General features: G+C 51.6%; 17 protein-coding genes. 7 read left to right on the forward strand and 10 right to left on the reverse strand.

Annotated features, from left to right (window positions below; all coding sequences use genetic code 11):
* The first annotated feature begins 265 nt into the window (after window positions 1–265).
* A complete protein-coding gene (locus OGV65_RS18525) occupies window positions 266–1096 on the forward strand; it encodes an alpha/beta fold hydrolase (protein WP_141874962.1) in 831 nt (276 codons plus the stop codon).
* Window positions 1097–1192: 96 nt separating this feature from the next.
* Complete coding sequence (locus OGV65_RS18530) at window positions 1193–1816, forward strand: flavin reductase family protein (protein ID WP_016155958.1); 624 nt, start codon at window positions 1193–1195, stop codon at window positions 1814–1816.
* 41 nt (window positions 1817–1857) lie between these two features.
* Here the strand turns inward: OGV65_RS18530 and rna are convergent, their stop codons facing one another.
* From rna to citC, 8 genes are all read right to left on the reverse strand, one after another.
* Window positions 1858–2664: a ribonuclease I gene (gene rna, locus OGV65_RS18535; RefSeq protein ID WP_131348012.1), complete on the reverse strand. Its 807-nt coding sequence runs from the start codon at window positions 2662–2664 to the stop codon at window positions 1858–1860.
* 110 nt (window positions 2665–2774) lie between these two features.
* The gene (gene citT / locus OGV65_RS18540) at window positions 2775–4238 is read right to left on the reverse strand and encodes a citrate/succinate antiporter CitT (RefSeq protein ID WP_016152219.1); all 1464 of its coding nucleotides are present in this window, start codon (window positions 4236–4238) and stop codon (window positions 2775–2777) included.
* 25 nt (window positions 4239–4263) lie between these two features.
* On the reverse strand, window positions 4264–5169 hold the full coding sequence (citG, locus tag OGV65_RS18545; protein ID WP_016152220.1) for a triphosphoribosyl-dephospho-CoA synthase CitG: 906 nt from the start codon (window positions 5167–5169) through the stop codon (window positions 4264–4266).
* The gene (gene citX / locus OGV65_RS18550) at window positions 5138–5692 is read right to left on the reverse strand and encodes a citrate lyase holo-[acyl-carrier protein] synthase (RefSeq protein ID WP_047359501.1); all 555 of its coding nucleotides are present in this window, start codon (window positions 5690–5692) and stop codon (window positions 5138–5140) included. The genes citG and citX overlap by 32 nt, the downstream gene beginning before the upstream one ends.
* Before the next feature lie 3 nt (window positions 5693–5695).
* The gene (citF, locus tag OGV65_RS18555) at window positions 5696–7228 is read right to left on the reverse strand and encodes a citrate lyase subunit alpha (protein ID WP_016152222.1); all 1533 of its coding nucleotides are present in this window, start codon (window positions 7226–7228) and stop codon (window positions 5696–5698) included.
* Between the two features lie 9 nt (window positions 7229–7237).
* Window positions 7238–8146, reverse strand: coding sequence for an aldolase/citrate lyase family protein (locus tag OGV65_RS18560; protein WP_053388581.1), 909 nt, complete (start codon window positions 8144–8146; stop codon window positions 7238–7240).
* A complete protein-coding gene (gene citD, locus OGV65_RS18565) occupies window positions 8143–8439 on the reverse strand; it encodes a citrate lyase acyl carrier protein (RefSeq protein ID WP_286455314.1) in 297 nt (98 codons plus the stop codon). Before citD ends, OGV65_RS18560 begins: the two co-directional genes overlap by 4 nt.
* Window positions 8436–9512 carry a [citrate (pro-3S)-lyase] ligase gene (gene citC, locus OGV65_RS18570; protein ID WP_016152224.1) on the reverse strand — a complete coding sequence of 359 codons (1077 nt, stop codon included), beginning with the start codon at window positions 9510–9512 and terminating at the stop codon, window positions 8436–8438. Before citC ends, citD begins: the two co-directional genes overlap by 4 nt.
* Window positions 9513–9901: 389 nt before the next feature.
* On the opposite strand from citC, the gene dpiB reads away from it, so the two are divergent.
* Both dpiB and dpiA read left to right on the forward strand, forming a co-directional pair.
* Window positions 9902–11563 (forward strand): sensor histidine kinase DpiB, encoded by a 1662-nt coding sequence (gene dpiB, locus OGV65_RS18575; RefSeq protein WP_046274583.1) that lies wholly within the window; start codon window positions 9902–9904, stop codon window positions 11561–11563.
* Window positions 11532–12212: a two-component response regulator DpiA gene (dpiA, locus tag OGV65_RS18580; RefSeq protein ID WP_016152226.1), complete on the forward strand. Its 681-nt coding sequence runs from the start codon at window positions 11532–11534 to the stop codon at window positions 12210–12212. The genes dpiB and dpiA overlap by 32 nt, the downstream gene beginning before the upstream one ends.
* A 149-nt stretch (window positions 12213–12361) precedes the next feature.
* On the opposite strand, the gene dcuC is transcribed toward dpiA, so the two are convergent.
* Complete coding sequence (dcuC, locus tag OGV65_RS18585; protein WP_047501759.1) at window positions 12362–13744, reverse strand: anaerobic C4-dicarboxylate transporter DcuC; 1383 nt, start codon at window positions 13742–13744, stop codon at window positions 12362–12364.
* A 451-nt stretch (window positions 13745–14195) separates the two neighbouring features.
* Between dcuC and pagP the strand changes: the two genes are divergently transcribed.
* Both pagP and cspE read left to right on the forward strand, forming a co-directional pair.
* Window positions 14196–14759, forward strand: coding sequence for a lipid IV(A) palmitoyltransferase PagP (pagP, locus tag OGV65_RS18590; RefSeq protein WP_016155963.1), 564 nt, complete (start codon window positions 14196–14198; stop codon window positions 14757–14759).
* A 189-nt stretch (window positions 14760–14948) separates the two neighbouring features.
* Window positions 14949–15158 (forward strand): transcription antiterminator/RNA stability regulator CspE, encoded by a 210-nt coding sequence (gene cspE / locus OGV65_RS18595; protein WP_000034825.1) that lies wholly within the window; start codon window positions 14949–14951, stop codon window positions 15156–15158.
* Window positions 15159–15209: 51 nt separating this feature from the next.
* Here cspE and crcB read toward each other — a convergent pair whose 3' ends face one another.
* Complete coding sequence (crcB, locus tag OGV65_RS18600) at window positions 15210–15593, reverse strand: fluoride efflux transporter CrcB (RefSeq protein ID WP_003831281.1); 384 nt, start codon at window positions 15591–15593, stop codon at window positions 15210–15212.
* Window positions 15594–15683: 90 nt separating this feature from the next.
* Here crcB and OGV65_RS18605 point away from each other — a divergent pair, with 90 nt between their 5' ends.
* Window positions 15684–16472, forward strand: coding sequence for a deaminated glutathione amidase (locus tag OGV65_RS18605; RefSeq protein WP_141874966.1), 789 nt, complete (start codon window positions 15684–15686; stop codon window positions 16470–16472).
* Window positions 16473–16485: the final 13 nt, after the last annotated feature.

Below are 16485 nucleotides of genomic sequence, written 5' to 3' on the forward strand. Positions count from 1 at the left end.
ATGTCGTCGATACTGCGGGTGCGCAGGTAAATAATCCCAAAAGAAAACCCTCACCGTCAGGCGGCAAGGGTTTAGCTTTTATGATGATACTGAGACTTACCCCAGGTTTGAAGTGATTTAGTTCACATTCAGGCAAATCATCAATATTGTTGCGTATGGTGTGATTTTAGCCGAAAAACGCGATCGTTCTCCAATTTGCATTATGCTTTTTAAGCGCTCGCTGCGGGCGCGTCAAACAACTCAGTGTTCCGCGACAGGAGATCTCATGAGCCAGTACGACAAACTTACCTTGAAAGACGGCAGCTATTTGCATTTTAAAGATTGGGGAAGTGGGCAGCCTATCGTCTTTAGCCATGGCTGGCCGCTGACGGCAGATGCGTTTGAGGATCAGATGCTGTTCCTCGGGTCGAAAGGATTTCGGGTGATCGCCCATGACAGGCGCGGGCATGGGCGTTCAGCCCAACCCTGGGATGGTCACAATATGGATCAGTATGCTGACGATCTGGCTGAACTTACCGCGCATCTCAATCTTAAAGATGCCGTACATGTCGGACACTCTACCGGGGGCGGGGAAGTGGCGAGGTACATTGGACGCCATGGAACGCAGCGGGTAGCCAAAGCGGTGTTAATCGGCGCGGTGACGCCCATAATGATCAAGACAGACTTTAACCCAAATGGTGTGCCGAAAGAGGTGTTTGATGGCATCCGTGAGGGAGTGATAAACGATCGCGCTGCTTTCTTCTATGAACTGACCGCTGCATTTTATGGCTACAACCGCCCGGGCGTAAATGCGTCGAAAGCCGTTCGTGAAAGCTTTGTTGAACAGGGCTTACAAGGTTCCATCAAAGCGTTGTACGACTGTATTCACGCGTTTTCAGAAACTGACCTGCGTGAGGATCTCAAAAGGATGACTATCCCGACGCTGGTGATCCATGGTGATGACGATCAGATTGTCCCGTTTGAAACCTGCGGAAAGGTTGCGGCGCAAATACTGCCGGACTCGCAGTTGAAGGTGTATGTTGGCGGTTCGCATGGCATTTGCACTACCCATAAACAACAGATCAACGGCGATCTGCTCAACTTTATTCAATCGTAATCTTTAGCGGATTGTTCTACGCTGATCTTCTTTTTCCAGGGAGATGAGCGAAGCATAATTTGTGCTGCGCTGATGTTAACTTCAACAGAGAACGCTATGTATTTCTATCAACCATCACAAGGACACGGCTTACCGCATGACCCGCTGAATGCCATCATTGGACCGCGCCCTATTGGCTGGATTGCCTCCCGCGACAGCGACGGTCGGCATAACCTTGCACCGTACAGTTTCTTTAACTGCTTTAATTATCACCCGCCGATTATTGGTTTCGCCAGCAGCGGCTGGAAAGACAGCGTGCAGAATATTATCGACACCGGTGAGTTTGTCTGGAATCTGACGACTCTTGAGTTGGCCAGTGCAATGAACGAAACGTCAGCCAGCTTGCCTCACGGCGAGGATGAGTTTTTTGCCGCCGGGCTTAGTAAGGCAGATAGTCGGATAGTCAGCGTGCCGCGGGTGGCGCAAAGCCCGGTCAATTTTGAGTGTCGTTTATCGCAAAGTCTGCAACTGACCACCGCTGATGGTTCGCCTGTTGAAACCTGGCTGGTGCTGGGAGAAGTGGTGGGCATTCATATTGATGAAACGCTACTGGAAGGCGGCATCTACCAGACGGCGAAAGCAAAACCGGTACTGCGTGCGGGCGGGCCAACGGCGTATTATTCGATCAGTGAAACACACCGCTTTGATTTAGTTCGCCCGGATGCCCGTTCAAAACGCTAACTATATGGACCGACGCCAGCTTGCCGCGCCGGTCGTTATTTTCAGTATCCCACTTTGTCGATAATAAACTGTTTACCGCAGTTACCCGGATGCGGTTGCGGTAAGAATGACTGTGCGGATAACGTCTGGTTAATGGTGTCGGCTTTCAGGGACAACTGGATTTCTGTGAGATAGGCCGGATTGCCGTGGCAGCTTAGCTTCACGGCTTTAACGTTCTCTCTGCCCCAGCTTTTAGCGACGGCGGCGTCAAATGCGCTGCGGCTGACGGTTCTGCCGTAGTTTTCAGCGAGGAATTTGCCAGCCTCGCTGTTCTTAACCTCATTATTCATCCGTACCATCGTGCCGAAGTATGCGTCGGGATCAAAACCGAAACAGGCGCCATGTTTGGCATATTCGTAACGTTCCAGACAGGATCTCCCGCCGGCACCGGGCATTACGGCACTGAGTTTTGCCGCGCTTTCCAGCGACAGGCCCGTTTCGGGAGCCGCGCATTTACGGCTGGCGCGCGCTTCAGGCAGGTTGGGAATAGGGCGAGTCGCGCAGCCAAAGCGCATCCAGCGGCGGTTGTCTACTCCACGGGCGGCGATGGATTTTGGCAGGCTGGGCCATAAACCGTGAACGGTCAGGAAATCTGCTTTATCCGCGCTCTCTTTTTGCAGACGACATTCGTCGGGCTCTTGACGATTTCTCTCGTGTTGGCTCTGACAAAATCCGGTTTGCCAGGAGAGGGCCAGCACGTAGCTGTCAAAATCAGCGTACTGTTTTGCCTGAAGTTCATCGGCCTGAGCTACAGAAACTGGGAGCAGAAGTGCTGCCAGCAGCGAAGAATAACGCCATGTTGATGTCATGATGATTTCGGATACTTATATAAATTCTGAATATCATCTATTTAATCATAAAAAATGCCAGTCAGGTTTAGCTGACTGGCATCATTTTCATCAGGCGGGAACCCGAATGATTAGCTCCACATTGCCAGAATCGGCCAGCCGACCAGCAGAAGCATAGAGATGTAGATAACGCCGAAGATAGCACCCAGACGCCAGTAGTCTTTGGACTTCACATAACCGCAGCCGTAAATAATAACGCCAGGGCCAGTTGCATACGGAGTCAGACAGCCCATGATACCGATGGACAGTACCAGCAGGATACACAGGTGTTCCATCGGAACGCCCGGGATGCCTTTACCGACGGCCAGAATAACCGGCAGCATGGTGGCGGTGTGTGCGGAAAGGCTGGCAAACAGGTAGTGAGCAAAATAGAACACCAGCACCAGAACGATCACGGTCGCGTTAGGCGAGAAGCCTTCCAGGTGCGAGCTCATCGTGTTGGCGAACCAGTCGATGAAGCCTGAACGGGTTAAACCATTCGCCATAACGACCAGCGTGGCGAGGTTAACCAGGGTGTTCCATGCGCTGTTATAACGGGTGATGTCTTTCCACGGGACAACGTGCAGCGCCAGCATCAGCGAGACTGCCAGCAGACCCACAGCGGTCGCATCAATCAGTTTACCGCCAAAGACCCACAGACCCAGGCTGAGCAGAACCAGACCGATCAGGGTCAGCTCTTTACGCGTCAGTTTACCCATGGTTTTCAGTTCATCACCAGCCCAGGCGGCAACTTCAGCACTGTGAGTAACTTCTGGCTTGTACAGAACATAGGACAGCCACGGAGCAACGATCAGCAAAATAATACCAACCGGCAGGAAGCTGAGGAACCATTGCAACCAGCTGATTTGAATACCGGCAATTTTATTGACGAATTCCAGACCCAGCACGTTAGGTGCAGCACCGGTAACGAACATAGAGGAGCTCAGGCTGGTACTGATTACCATCATCCACATCAGATATCCGCCGATACGGCGCGCGGACGGATCGTTCGGGAATGATTTAAACAGCGGCGGCAGGTTTTTGATAACCGGGAATACGGTACCACCGGTTCGCGCGGTGTTGGACGGTGTAAACGGCGCCAGCAGAATGTCGATGATGACAATCGCGTAGCCCAGCGTCAGGGTGCGCTTACCCATGAATTTTACCAGGAACAGCGCGATACGACGACCCAGACCGGTGACTTCATAGCCCAGCGCGAAGATAAACGCGCCAAACACCAACCACACGGTAGTGCTGGAGAAGCCTGCCAGACCCCATTTCAGCGCTTGCTTACCCGCTTTAAACGCCGGGTCGGCCAGCTCTGAAGCATCAAACAGCAGATAGTTGCTGCCGATGACGCAGATCGTTACGGCGATAAAGCTTATCGCTGTTGCCGGGATTGGCTCCAGGATCATCCCGACAATCATTGCCACGAAAACGGCAAAATAGTGCCAGGCCTGCGGGGGCATTCCATCAGGGACAGGGATAAGAAACATGACGCCCATTACGACCAATGGGGCCAGTAATTTCCATATTTTATCTTTTGCTAAAGACATGTGTGTGATTCTCCGGAAAGGATCTTTAATTGTGATAATGATGAACTTGTGAAATCTGAGCTAAGAACCAGGTGACGATCAGCAGATCGGCGCAGCCTCCTGGGCTGAGGTTGCGTTCAATGCACTGTTGGTCGAACTGGCGCAGGTATTCGAGATCGGCAGGGGTGCGAATCCCCCCTTGCTGCAAAAGAGTTGTGGCCTGCTGCTGTAGCCAGCGCAGACCTTCTGCGCCGCCACGTGAAGCCACGTTGGTGTCGCCATTGATAGACATCAGCAGCAATAATGTGTCGAGTAGCGCCAGTTCAGGATCGCGGCCCTGAGTCAGCAGTGCGCGGTAGTGCGGCAGGGCATGCTGGATGACTAGCGGGTATCCCGCTTCGGCTTCGCCCCGTGCGCCGGTTAATCCCAGTTGCTGATAAAGACGTTGGCCAGCCGTGAGTTGTTGATTGTTCTGGCGCAGTTCGCGCTCGGTCAGGCCACGGCAAAATGTTGCTGCCGTAGAGCAAAGGGTTTCAGCGGTAACAGTCAGTTGGAGCTGGTGCAGGCGGCCAATGGCGGCACACAGCAACCCCAGTGAAAAGATGCTCCCTTTATGGGTGTTTACCCCCTCGGTGGCGCGAAACATATCGGCTTCGCAGGCCATGCCCAGTGGGCGCAGTCCTTTCAACACATCTTCAGGCGACAGCTGTGCGCTAAACGCCCCATATTCAATAAAACGCGGCAGCCAGGCCTGAATTGCCTCAGCGCTGCGATGAAAATCTTCCAGCGCCATATCTTTATGTGCGCCGTTGTTAATACGATCCACCAGACCCGGTTTGGGCGACAGGTTGACTTCAGTCAACATGGCCCGCCACGCAAGCGTTGCGTAAGCGTCAGGCAGATCCAGAGGAAGGACTGCGTTATTGGTTGATGTTGCGGGAATCGGCATCATGCAGCAGAGCCTCCATCTGAGAGAGTAAGTCGGAAAGCGCGTGGGTTTTACCCCGCGCGCATTCGGCAGCGCTTTGCTCGCACAGCAGACAGCGGCGGGCAGGGAGTGCGAAATGACGTCGGGACAGAATTTCCCCTTCAGGGGTCAGGACATCGATGTCCCATAGCCGTCCCAGCGGATGTGAATGCTCAAGTTCAATCGTGGCGAGCTTGAGATCGTGGGCAGGGGCCTCAATAGACAAAAGACCTTCCGGACCGCTGGCAGAAACCAGCGCCGTTTGCTCCCTGATAATCCAGGTGGATTTTTCCGCCAGCGCGAGCAGGGCGGTTACGCCGTGATTAAAGATGCGACGGGTTAATGCGCTGTCTTTAATCGGACCCGGTACGACCACGGTAAATGAGACCAGTGGCGCGTGATGACGCGTCAGCCAGGCATGTTGCCTTGCTTGTCTCTCATCCCGGCTGGCGAGCAGCTCGGGAATCGAAACCGCGTGTTGGGTGGCGTGTTCAGGGAGCAGGCGCATGGCTTATTCCTTCACCTGATGCACAACGTCAATCACCGAGCCATCGCGGTAACGCACAACGGCAATCACGCGGTCGGTGAATTCGATAGCGCGTGGCTGACCGGTGAGCTGCTGTGCACGTTCGCGCAGCCATTCAATGGACACCACTTTCATACCGGCTTCTTTCAGACGTTCAGCCAGTTCCGGACGCGCAGGGTTAACGGCGATACCGTGGTCAGTGACCAGGATGTCTACGCTGGAGCCCGGGGTTACGCAGGTCAGGACGTTATCAACCAGCGTCGGGATGCGTCCGCGAACCAGCGGAGCGACAATGATGGAAAGCGCAGCGGCAACCGCAGTATCGCAGTGACCGCCGGATGCGCCGCGCAGTACGCCGTCAGAACCGGTCAGTACGTTAACGTTGAAGCTGGTATCAACTTCCAGCGCACTCAGCACCACGACGTCCAGACGATCGACGGAGGCGCCTTTTGAGCCCCAGTTGGCATACTGGTTGGCACTGATCTCAATGTGGTTTGGATTGCGGGCCAGCGACTCAGCCGCGTTACGGTCAAAGCTCTGTACGTCCAGCAGTTTGCGAATCAGGCCTTTTTCGTGCAGGTCAACGATGGTAGCGGTGATGCCGCCCAGCGCGAAGTCAGCACGGATATCGCGGCTGCGCATCTTGTCTTCCAGGAAACGAGTAACGGCCAGAGAAGCGCCGCCGGTTCCTGTCTGCAGTGAGAAGCCTTCATTGAAGTAACCGGAGTTAGCAATGACGTCTGCCGCGCTACGGGCGATTAACAGTTCACGCGGGTTGGTGGTCATGCGTGTCGCATCAGCACCGATTTTGTCCGCATCGCCGACCTGATCGATCTGTACAATCAGATCCACTTGATCCTGCGTAATGCTGGCCGGGTTATGTGGATAGGTCAGCAGCTGTTCAGTCAGCAGGACAACCTGTTTTGCATTTTCGGCATCGACGCGGGCATAGCCCAGTGAACCACAGCACGCTTTACCGGTATAGCCGTTAGCGTTACCAAACTGGTCACAGGACGGTACGCCGAGGAACGCCACATCAATGCTGAGTTCGCCACTTTGCACCAGGTGTACACGGCCGCCATGGGAGTGGACCTGCACAGGCTCGGCCAGCAGGCCACGGGAGATCTCTTCCGCCAGCGGGCCACGCAGCCCGGAGGTGTAAATACGGCTGACCACGCCCTGACGGATGTGCTCAACCAGCGGAGCATGGCAGTCGCTCAGGGAGCTGGAGGCCAGCGTCAGATTTTTAAAGCCCATTCTGGCGATGGCGTCCATCACCAGGTTAATCGTCAGATCGCCACCGCGAAAAGCGTGGTGGAAAGAGATGGTCATGCCATCCTGTAAACCTGAACGACGAATGGCGTCTTCCAGGTTAGCGCACAGCTTTTTGTCGCGCGGTTTTTGCGCCTGTAATTCTACTTTTGCGGTGCTCTGATAAGCGGAAAGCTCACTTTCTGCATGACGGCTCCAGGTCGCCACGCGATCCTGGCGTTGAGACTGTTCGATTTTCTGCGTCATTTTTTTGCCTTATTCTTCGCGAATGCCGGAAAGTTCTGCACGGGAGATAACCAGAAGGGCGCGCTCGATAACCGGGCTGTCGACCATTTTGCCGTTCAGGGAAACTACGCCACGGCCTTCGCGAGCGGCGGCTTCAGCGGCTTCCACGACCAGGCGCGCGTGAGCCAGCTCTTTGCGTGTCGGCGCGTACAGGTTGTGCAGGAGCTCGATCTGACGCGGGTTGATGAGCGACTTACCGTCAAAACCCAGTTGCTTGATGTGTGCGGCTTCATGCAGGAAACCCGCTTCGTTGTTGGCATCGGAATAAACGGTGTCGAACGCCTGAATGCCGGCAGAGCGTGCCGCCTGCAAAATAGAGCAGCGGGCAAACAGCAGTTCAGTCCCTTCCGGAGAGCGCTCAGTACGCAGGTTACGCACATAATCTTCCGCACCCAGTGCAATACCGATCAGGCGCTCGGAGGCGTGGGCAATTTCTACCGCGCGGGTAATGCCTAACGGCGATTCGATGGCGGCTAACAGACCGGTACTGCCGGGCTCACGGCCACAGGCTTTCTCGATACGCAGGATTTCGCTTTCGATGTCGATGACGTCCTGCGCGGTATCGGTCTTCGGTAAACGCACGATGTCAGCGCCGCCGCGTACCACGGCTTCGAGATCGTTAATGCCCCATTCGGAGTCGAGGGCGTTTACGCGCACGATAGTTTCAACGTCGTGATACAGCGGATGCTGCAGCGCGTGGTACACCATACGGCGAGCAGTATCTTTCTCGCGCAGCGCGACGGAGTCTTCCAGGTCGAACATCAGCGCATCTGCCGGATAGATGAACGAGTTGCTGACCATGGCGGCATTGGCGCCCGGTACGAACAGCATGCTGCGGCGGGTACGGGTTTTACGTTGCTGCAAAGATTCACTAATCACTGGCAATCCTCCCATGGCAGTGCAGGAATACCGCCAGCGCGGGCCAGTAGTGCTTCCAGTCGCGCACGTAAAATGCAGTCCAGTGCGCCTTTATCATCAACATTTAATTGCACGCCGCGTACGTTGTAGCGGGACAGAACGTCCTGAATGGTGGCGCGGATGGCATCACCGAACTGCTTTTCGACGCTACTGTTAACCTGCAGGTCAATATCCTGCGAATCGAGTGGGGCGATGCGAATCATCACATCACCGGACTCGAGTGTGCCTGCGACGGCTGCCTGGTTTATTTTCATTTTTCACCTGTTGCTAATGCGGGGGTATTTTGGCGGACTGCCGCACCCGATGAGGCCCGCTCAACCATGCTTTGCAGATAGTGCAGCGTGGCGTCAGGGACCAGGGATGCGATAGCCGTGAGATCTTTTTTAACCAGCAGCTTGCGCACCCAGGAGGCAGAAATCGGCATCTCCTGGAAGCACAGCCGCTCAATTTCCACCAGTTCAATCGGTGGGGCGGGAAGCGTTGGGGTCTCCAGCCAGTAGCGCATATCGTTGTTGTACTGGGAGGTGACGGTGCAATACGGCTCGGTACCGACGAAGCGGTGCGTGACGCCAAGAGCCGGGGCCAGATACTGGCGGAAGATTTTCAGGTCTATTTCGGTATAGCAGTGGTTAATAACGCTCTGCTCTTTGATGAAGTAGCACGGGAATGTGGCGCGGGAAATGATGTATTCCGAACCGCGATGAACGGTTAAACGTGGAATGTCTTTTGTCCCTTTAAGCACCAGATCCAGTCGGTCTTCATACGGAAAACGCGAGGTATCTTCTTTCACCAAAAACAGATGCAGCCAGTCACATTGCGCGGCTGCTTGTTGGATCAGAAAACGATGTCCGTTGGTGAAGGGGTTGGCGTTCATGACGATACAACCAATTTTTTTCCCTTCATGGCGCTGTTTCGCCAGTGATTCAGCGTAGCGTTTCAGACGTGTGGTGCTGTTTTCCATCAGCACCATAATGCCGGGAACGCTGGTCAGCGTAGAAAAACCGCACTGCTTAAACAGCGACTCGTACTCGGTTTTGGTATAGATGAAGAGGTGAGTACAGTGGCGCTCATAGGCGAGGTTGATTAACTCGGTCGCCAGCGTCAGCGCTAAGCCTTCACCCCTTACGGATTCGCAGATGGCGACGCACTTTATGATATTGCCGGCAATGCCGCCGCAGGCAATCAGGCGGTCATCACGGGTGACGGTGATAAATACTTCGACAGTTGTATCAACGCTCAAATCATTCTCTTTCAGAAATTGCGCGATAGCCGCCATCTTTTTATTTTCTGAGCGTTTAACTTGCGTGAATATATTATTACCGAACATAGTGAATAGAGCCCCGATGCTATATTTGTTACTGGGTTTCTGTTTTTGTTGCTCTGTTTAGCAACCTGATAACTTCTTGTTTGCAATTGAAGGGAATGTTTTTTTATTACGGAGTATTTCTTTTTTTCCCTGCTGCATACATCGTAAGGAGTATTTTGGAGGTAATTTTTGATTTATTTCACAATAAGTTAGAAGGTTTTAATGTGTTTTATGGTTTTAAGTTTTTTAATTAATTTAACTCCGAAATAGCGTGTGGTTTTAATTTGTTTAATTGATTTAAGGTGGGGAATCTGCAACGATCCTGTTTTATACCGCGACTTGCAAATAAAACATTTTTATTACAACTACAATGAGAAATAAGTTTCGGGTATCGTCGCTGAGGAAGAAATATGGCAGAGCAGAAAAATAAAACACGGTTTCCTTTTTTTCGCAGTCTGGCGTTTCCATTGCGTATCTTTCTGCTTATTTTGGTCGTTTCTGTTTTTATTATCGCCGCGTTAGCACAATACTTTACCGCCAGTTTTGAAGATTATCTGGCAACGCATGTCCGTGATATGGCGATGAACCAGGCCAAAATCATCGCCTCTAACGACAGTATCATCGCGGCGGTGAAGCATCGTGATTACAAGCGTCTGGCGACCATTGCCGACAAACTGCAGAGCGGGACTGACTTCGACTATGTGGTTATCGGGGATACCAATTCTGTCCGCCTTTACCACCCAAATCCGGAAAAAATTGGCTACCCGATGCAGTTCACCAAACCCGGCGCGCTGGAAAGAGGGGAAAGTTACTTTATTACCGGCAAAGGGTCGATTGGGATGGCGATGCGCGCCAAAACGCCCATCTTTGATGACGATGGCAAAATCATTGGCGTGGTCTCAATTGGCTATCTGATCAGTAAAATCGATAGCTGGCGATCGGACTTTTTACTCCCAATGGCAGGGGTGTTTATCCTGCTGTTGCTGGTACTTATGCTGCTCTCCTGGTTATTTGCCGCCCATATTCGCCGGCAGATGTTGGGGATGGAGCCTAAGCAAATTGCGCGGGTAGTGCGTCAGCAGGAAGCGCTATTCAGCTCGGTATATGAAGGTTTGATCGCCGTGGACCCTGATGGGTATATCACCGCAATAAACCGCAGCGCGAGGAAAATGCTGGGACTGTCTTCGCCTGGACGAAAGTGGCTTGGAAAACCGGTTAGTGAGGTGGTTCAGCCGACTGACTTTTTCACCCAGCAGATTGCGGAAAAACGACAGGACGCGATGGTGAACTTTAATGGCCTGAGCGTTATCGCTAACCGTGAGGCGATTCGCTCCGGCGATGAACTGCTTGGGGCAATCATCAGTTTTCGTAGTAAAGATGAAATTGCTACTCTTAATGCGCAATTAACGCAGATCAAACAGTATGTAGAGAGCCTGAGAACGCTGCGTCATGAACACCTTAACTGGATGTCGACCATTAATGGCCTGCTGCAAATGAAAGAGTATGACCGGGTGCTGGCAATGGTGCAGGGGGAGTCGCAGGCGCAACAGCAACTGATTGACAGCCTGCGTGGCGCGTTTGCCGATCGTCAGGTAGCCGGTCTGTTGTTTGGCAAGGTGCAGCGTGCACGTGAACTGGGCCTCACTATGACTATCGTTCCTGGCAGTCAACTGCATCAACTCCCTGAGGGGCTGGATAGCACAGAGTTTGCAGCAATTGTTGGCAATCTGCTTGATAATGCATTTGAAGCGAGCTTGCGCACCCAGCAAGGCAACAAGATCGTCGAACTCTATTTGAGCGATGAAGGGGATGACGTGATCATCGAAGTTGCCGATCAGGGATGCGGTGTACCGGAAGCATTGCGTGAAAAAATATTTGAACAGGGTGTGAGCACCCGTACCGATGAACCAGGTGAACATGGCATCGGTTTGTATCTGATTGCAAGTTATGTGAGGCGCTGTAACGGGGTGATTACACTCGAAGATAACTCCCCCTGCGGCACCTTATTTTCTTTATTTCTTCCGAAAGTGAAAAAAAATAATGACGGAACCATTAACGCTATTGATCGTTGAGGATGAAACGCTACTGGCGGAAATGCATGCTGAATATATCCGCCATATACCCGGCTTCAGCCAGATTTGGCTGGCGGGTAATCTTGCGCAAGCGAGGATGATGATTGAGCGTTTTAAGCCCGGTTTGATTCTGCTCGATAACTACTTGCCGGACGGCAAGGGAATTACGTTGTTGCATGAACTAACCCAGACGCGTTATCCGGGCGGCGTGGTGTTTACCACGGCGGCCAGCGACATGGAAACGGTCTCCGAGGCCGTGCGCAGCGGCGCGTTTGATTATCTGGTTAAACCCATTGCCTACGAGCGCCTGGGACAGACGCTGACGCGTTATCAACAGCGCAGACGCATGTTGGCCGGTAATGACAGCGCCAGTCAAAAGCAGATTGATGAAATGTTTAATGCTTATGCGCGCGGCGAACCGAAAGGCGATTTGCCGACCGGAATTGATGCGTTAACGCTGAATGCGGTGTTGAAATTATTTGCCGATCCGACGGTACATCATACTGCGGAAACGATCGCCCAGGCGCTCACTATCAGCCGTACCACCTCCAGGCGCTACCTGGAGTACTGTGCCAGCCGTCATTTGATTATTGCGGAGATTATTCACGGTAAGGTGGGGAGGCCGCAGCGTATTTATCACGGCGGCTAATTCACGTCATCCTTGAAGCTGCCTCTTTGTGGGCTGCGTGAAGAAACCCCAGGCACATAATTATCTATGGTACTGGGGATGTCTTCACTTGCCGTCTTGATGCAGCTTAAATGATTTTGCGTATCAAGGTCAGATACTGACAGTTATCGTTAACCGCCAATCAGGGCGGACGTCGCCGGCACCATCACTTCAGTTGCGATAATCACAACCAGCAGTCCAACCAGAACCGGAACCGAGGTACGTTTCACTACTTCGAACGGAGAGATCTTTGCCATCCCTGCGACAGCAACAACCACACCGGAGACCGGAGAGATTGTGCGTCCAAGGTTTGATGCCTGCAGCATCGGGATAGCAAGGTAAGCCGGGTTAATACCAGAAGAGTGCGCCAGTTTCGGGATCATCTCAACGAAAGCATAGAAAGGTGCGTTACCGGACCCCGTGGTCATTGCCGCCAGCATAGTCAGGATCACCAGTACCAGCATCAGAATAATGCTCGCGGAGCCAAACGAGGTGGCGATAGAAATCAGACTCTGAATAAAGCCGATTGTGCTCAGACCCTGGGCAAAAACGCCCGCCGCGACTAACAGCATCACCACATTAGCAAAGGCATCCGCCATACCACGGTAGGCGACTTCCAGACCCGAGAAAACCTTCTGGGTGTTGAATCCTCGTACGAACTCCAGCACAGCAGCGATGAGCATGCACAGCACCAGAATCGTAATGATATGCAGCTGTGGGCCCCATTTCCCATCGAAAATCAGGACGCCAACGATCGGGGTAAATGGCAAGATGGCGTAAAACGACGGGGCGGTAGTGGTAATTTCAGCCACATCTAACATTTCATGAGAAATGTTCTCTTTTTTATCCAGATAACGCTGCCAGAAAAAGTGGGCAATCGCCATAGCAATGATGGCGGCAATGGAAATTGGCAACGTGGTTTTAAACGCGAAATCGATCAGCGGCATTTCCGCGGCTTTTGCAGCCAGCACTACATCACCGGATGTTGGCGAAAGAATAATAGCGGCTGGGGAGGCGCAAATGGCCGCTGCGGCGCCACGGCTAATCCCAACGTTAACCATGATCGGGAACAATGTCGCCATCAGCAATACGCCCAGACCGGTTGCTGAAGAGACCGCCAGGGACATCAGGCAGGCGACAAAATAGGCGGCAATCATAAGCAGATAAGGTGAATTGATATACTGCAGCGGCTTAGAGGCCAGCTTAACCACCATATCATTCGCGCCAATATGCGTCATGTAGGCGGCAAAACCACACAGCATCATAATCATCATGCCGAGATCGCCGCCACGGCTCATCAGCAAAATTTTAATATATTCAACAATGTCTGTTGCCGTATAGCCCGTCGTTGCTGCGCTAGACGGCAAAACTTTATGGCCCATCAACGCACTGATAATCAGCAAAACCAGACCGCCGACAAACAGTACGCCTGTCGCGGAATAACCTTTAATGATGTAGCGCGCTACACCCACAATAACCACAACCCCAATAAGGAGTTCAATAAATGTCAACATTGTTTCCCCTGTCGCATTGCTGCCCAGAAAGTTAAAAAACTAAAAAAAGTAAAAAGTGGTGACAGAATGTGCCTAATAAACCGATAACTCTTGCTGATTGAAATCAATAAAAATACGGATTCAAGCGATGGCTAAGCCGTTTTTTCATCATCGCGATTAAAAAAACAATATCACAATAAAAAACTGTGAAGCGCAGCGTTGGTGTGTGTGTTTAGTGGTGATATTGATGACTTATTGTTAATTTATTGTGATGTTATTTAACTCTCGCCGCAGGAAAGCACAATTTATTGGCAATAAAGAGAAAATAGTTCCTATGAAATGGCTCAGTAAATAAAGGGATAACTTATAGGCTGAGGAATATTCTGATTTTTTATTTGCGCATTTTTGTTAAGCTGACATTAAGGTTGGGTTTGCTAAAATTAATAATAAATCCCAGGATGGTAATTAAGTTGTGATTTTCGCTAAACGATATTTTCTCATTTTTTCATTTATTTTTATTCAGTTAGCTTTCACTTCCCAGGCTGCTGCTGAAGATAAAGGCTGGTTTGCTACTTTTAAAGATAATGTCAGTGAAACCTGGCAGCAGCCGGAACATTATGATCTGTATGTACCTGCTATTACCTGGCATGCGCGTTTTGCCTACGATAAAGAAAAAACGGATCGCTACAATGAACGGCCGTGGGGTGCAGGATTTGGTCAATCCCGTTGGGATGATAAAGGTAACTGGCACGGACTTTATATCATGGCGTTTAAGGATTCCTACAATAAATGGGAACCCATTGGCGGCTATGGCTGGGAAAAAACCTGGCGACCGCTGGCTGATGAAAACTTCCATACAGGTCTCGGCTTTACCGCCGGTTTCACCGCGCGTGATAACTGGAACTACATTCCGGTACCGGTGCTGTTACCGCTGGCATCAATTGGTTATGGTCCGGCAACGTTTCAGATGACCTACATTCCTGGAACGTATAACAACGGCAACGTCTACTTTGCGTGGATGCGGTTCCAGTTTTGATGGACTACCTGTATTGTCAGGTGGTTTATTGTAAAGTCTTTTAAAAACATAGTGATAGGAAGTTTAACTGAAAAATAACGCGACATTTATCACTTTTTGATAAAGTTCGACTGGACAAAGTGCACCACAATTGTTGTACTGATACCCGACACAGCATTTGTGTCTATTTTTCATGTAAAGGTAATTTTGATGTCTAAGATTAAAGGTAACGTTAAGTGGTTTAATGAGTCCAAAGGATTCGGTTTCATTACTCCGGAAGATGGCAGCAAAGATGTGTTCGTACACTTCTCTGCAATCCAGACCAATGGTTTTAAAACTCTGGCTGAAGGTCAGCGTGTAGAGTTCGAAATCACTAACGGTGCCAAAGGCCCTTCTGCTGCAAACGTAATCGCTCTGTAAGCATACGACAGCAAGCATTCAAAACCCGCTTAATTGCGGGTTTTTTTCGCTTCAATGTGCGGGAGAGGCAGATACCAACCAGAATGCCAGAGCGGTCATCGCGAATGATCCCAACAGATTAACCAGTACATTCACCATAGCCCAACCAAAGCGTCCTTCCTGCAGTAAAAACACTACCTCAGCAGAGAAAGTGGAAAACGTTGTCAGTCCCCCGCAAAAGCCAGTAGTAATCAGCACCTTCCACATTGGGTCAATATTTGTCATGCGATTAAACCATGCCAGACCCATACCAATGATAAATGCGCCAAGTAAGTTTGCAGCCAGCGTACCGAATGGAATGGCCTGATGCAGCGGGTTAAACCGCATACTCAACATCCATCTTGCTACGCTACCTGTACCACCACCGATAAAAACTGCTAAAAGGAGTTGTAACACTGCGTAATCCTGCTATTTGATTGTATAGAGGGTGAGTGTAACGCTGAATAATTGTTGTTGGCGAGCTTAACAAAGTTTTCTGGAGGGAATATGTTCGTTGCAGCAGGGCAATTTGCCGTGGGACCTTCATGGGAAAAAAATGCAGAAACCTGCGCCTTACTGATGTCTCAGGCTGCAGGAGAGGGGGCGTCGCTACTGGTATTACCGGAGGCATTGCTGGCGCGTGACGATTTAGACCCTGACCTGTCAGTGAAATCAGCTCAGCTTTTGGAAGGTGGGTTTCTGACGCGTTTGTTGCGAGAAAGCGCACAAAATGAGATGACGACAATCCTGACGATTCATGTTCCCTCTGTGCCAGGCCGGGCATTTAACATGCTGGTGGCGCTACGGGCTGGTCGGGTAGTGGCCCATTACGCTAAATTACATCTCTATGACGCCTTTTCGATTCAGGAGTCATGTAATGTCGATGCAGGGGACGCCATAGCGCCGCTGCTGGACGTAGGCGGATTAAAAGTAGGGCTAATGACCTGCTATGACCTGCGCTTCCCTGAGCTGGCGCTGGCGCATGCGTTGCAGGGGGCTGAGATTCTCGTTTTACCTGCGGCTTGGGTGCGGGGATCGTTAAAAGAGCATCATTGGGCCACGCTTTTGGCGGCAAGAGCGCTGGATGCCACGTGTTATCTGGTTGCGGCCGGAGAATGCGGCAACAAGAATATCGGCCAAAGCCGGGTCATCGATCCCTTTGGCGTGACTATTGCGGCGGCGGCTGAAACGCCCGCGCTCATTATGGCCGAGGTTTCCGCCGAGCGGGTCAGGCAGGTCAGGGCACAACTTCCGGTGTTAAGTAACCGACGCTTTGCGCCACCGCAATTATTATGACGTTTTTTTAAAC

Origin of the sequence: Citrobacter sp. Cb004 (assembly GCF_030337065.1) — a bacterium.
In the GTDB taxonomy this organism is placed as follows: Bacteria; Pseudomonadota; Gammaproteobacteria; order Enterobacterales; family Enterobacteriaceae; genus Citrobacter; species Citrobacter braakii.

Bases quoted from the DNA above. Each gene is read 5' to 3' on its own strand.
- OGV65_RS18605 (WP_141874966.1), top strand. From the start codon at position 15,684: ATGTTCGTTGCAGCAGGGCAATTTGCCGTGGGACCTTCATGGGAAAAA.
- OGV65_RS18530 (WP_016155958.1), top strand. From the start codon at position 1,193: ATGTATTTCTATCAACCATCACAAGGACACGGCTTACCGCATGACCCG.
- dpiA (WP_016152226.1), top strand. From the start codon at position 11,532: ATGACGGAACCATTAACGCTATTGATCGTTGAGGATGAAACGCTACTG.
- OGV65_RS18525 (WP_141874962.1), top strand. From the start codon at position 266: ATGAGCCAGTACGACAAACTTACCTTGAAAGACGGCAGCTATTTGCAT.
- dpiB (WP_046274583.1), top strand. From the start codon at position 9,902: ATGGCAGAGCAGAAAAATAAAACACGGTTTCCTTTTTTTCGCAGTCTG.
- cspE (WP_000034825.1), top strand. From the start codon at position 14,949: ATGTCTAAGATTAAAGGTAACGTTAAGTGGTTTAATGAGTCCAAAGGA.
- citX (WP_047359501.1), bottom strand. From the start codon at position 5,692: ATGCGCCTGCTCCCTGAACACGCCACCCAACACGCGGTTTCGATTCCC.
- citD (WP_286455314.1), bottom strand. From the start codon at position 8,439: ATGAAAATAAACCAGGCAGCCGTCGCAGGCACACTCGAGTCCGGTGAT.
- citG (WP_016152220.1), bottom strand. From the start codon at position 5,169: ATGATGCCGATTCCCGCAACATCAACCAATAACGCAGTCCTTCCTCTG.
- citF (WP_016152222.1), bottom strand. From the start codon at position 7,228: ATGACGCAGAAAATCGAACAGTCTCAACGCCAGGATCGCGTGGCGACC.
- citT (WP_016152219.1), bottom strand. From the start codon at position 4,238: ATGTCTTTAGCAAAAGATAAAATATGGAAATTACTGGCCCCATTGGTC.
- dcuC (WP_047501759.1), bottom strand. From the start codon at position 13,744: ATGTTGACATTTATTGAACTCCTTATTGGGGTTGTGGTTATTGTGGGT.
- citC (WP_016152224.1), bottom strand. From the start codon at position 9,512: ATGTTCGGTAATAATATATTCACGCAAGTTAAACGCTCAGAAAATAAA.
- rna (WP_131348012.1), bottom strand. From the start codon at position 2,664: ATGACATCAACATGGCGTTATTCTTCGCTGCTGGCAGCACTTCTGCTC.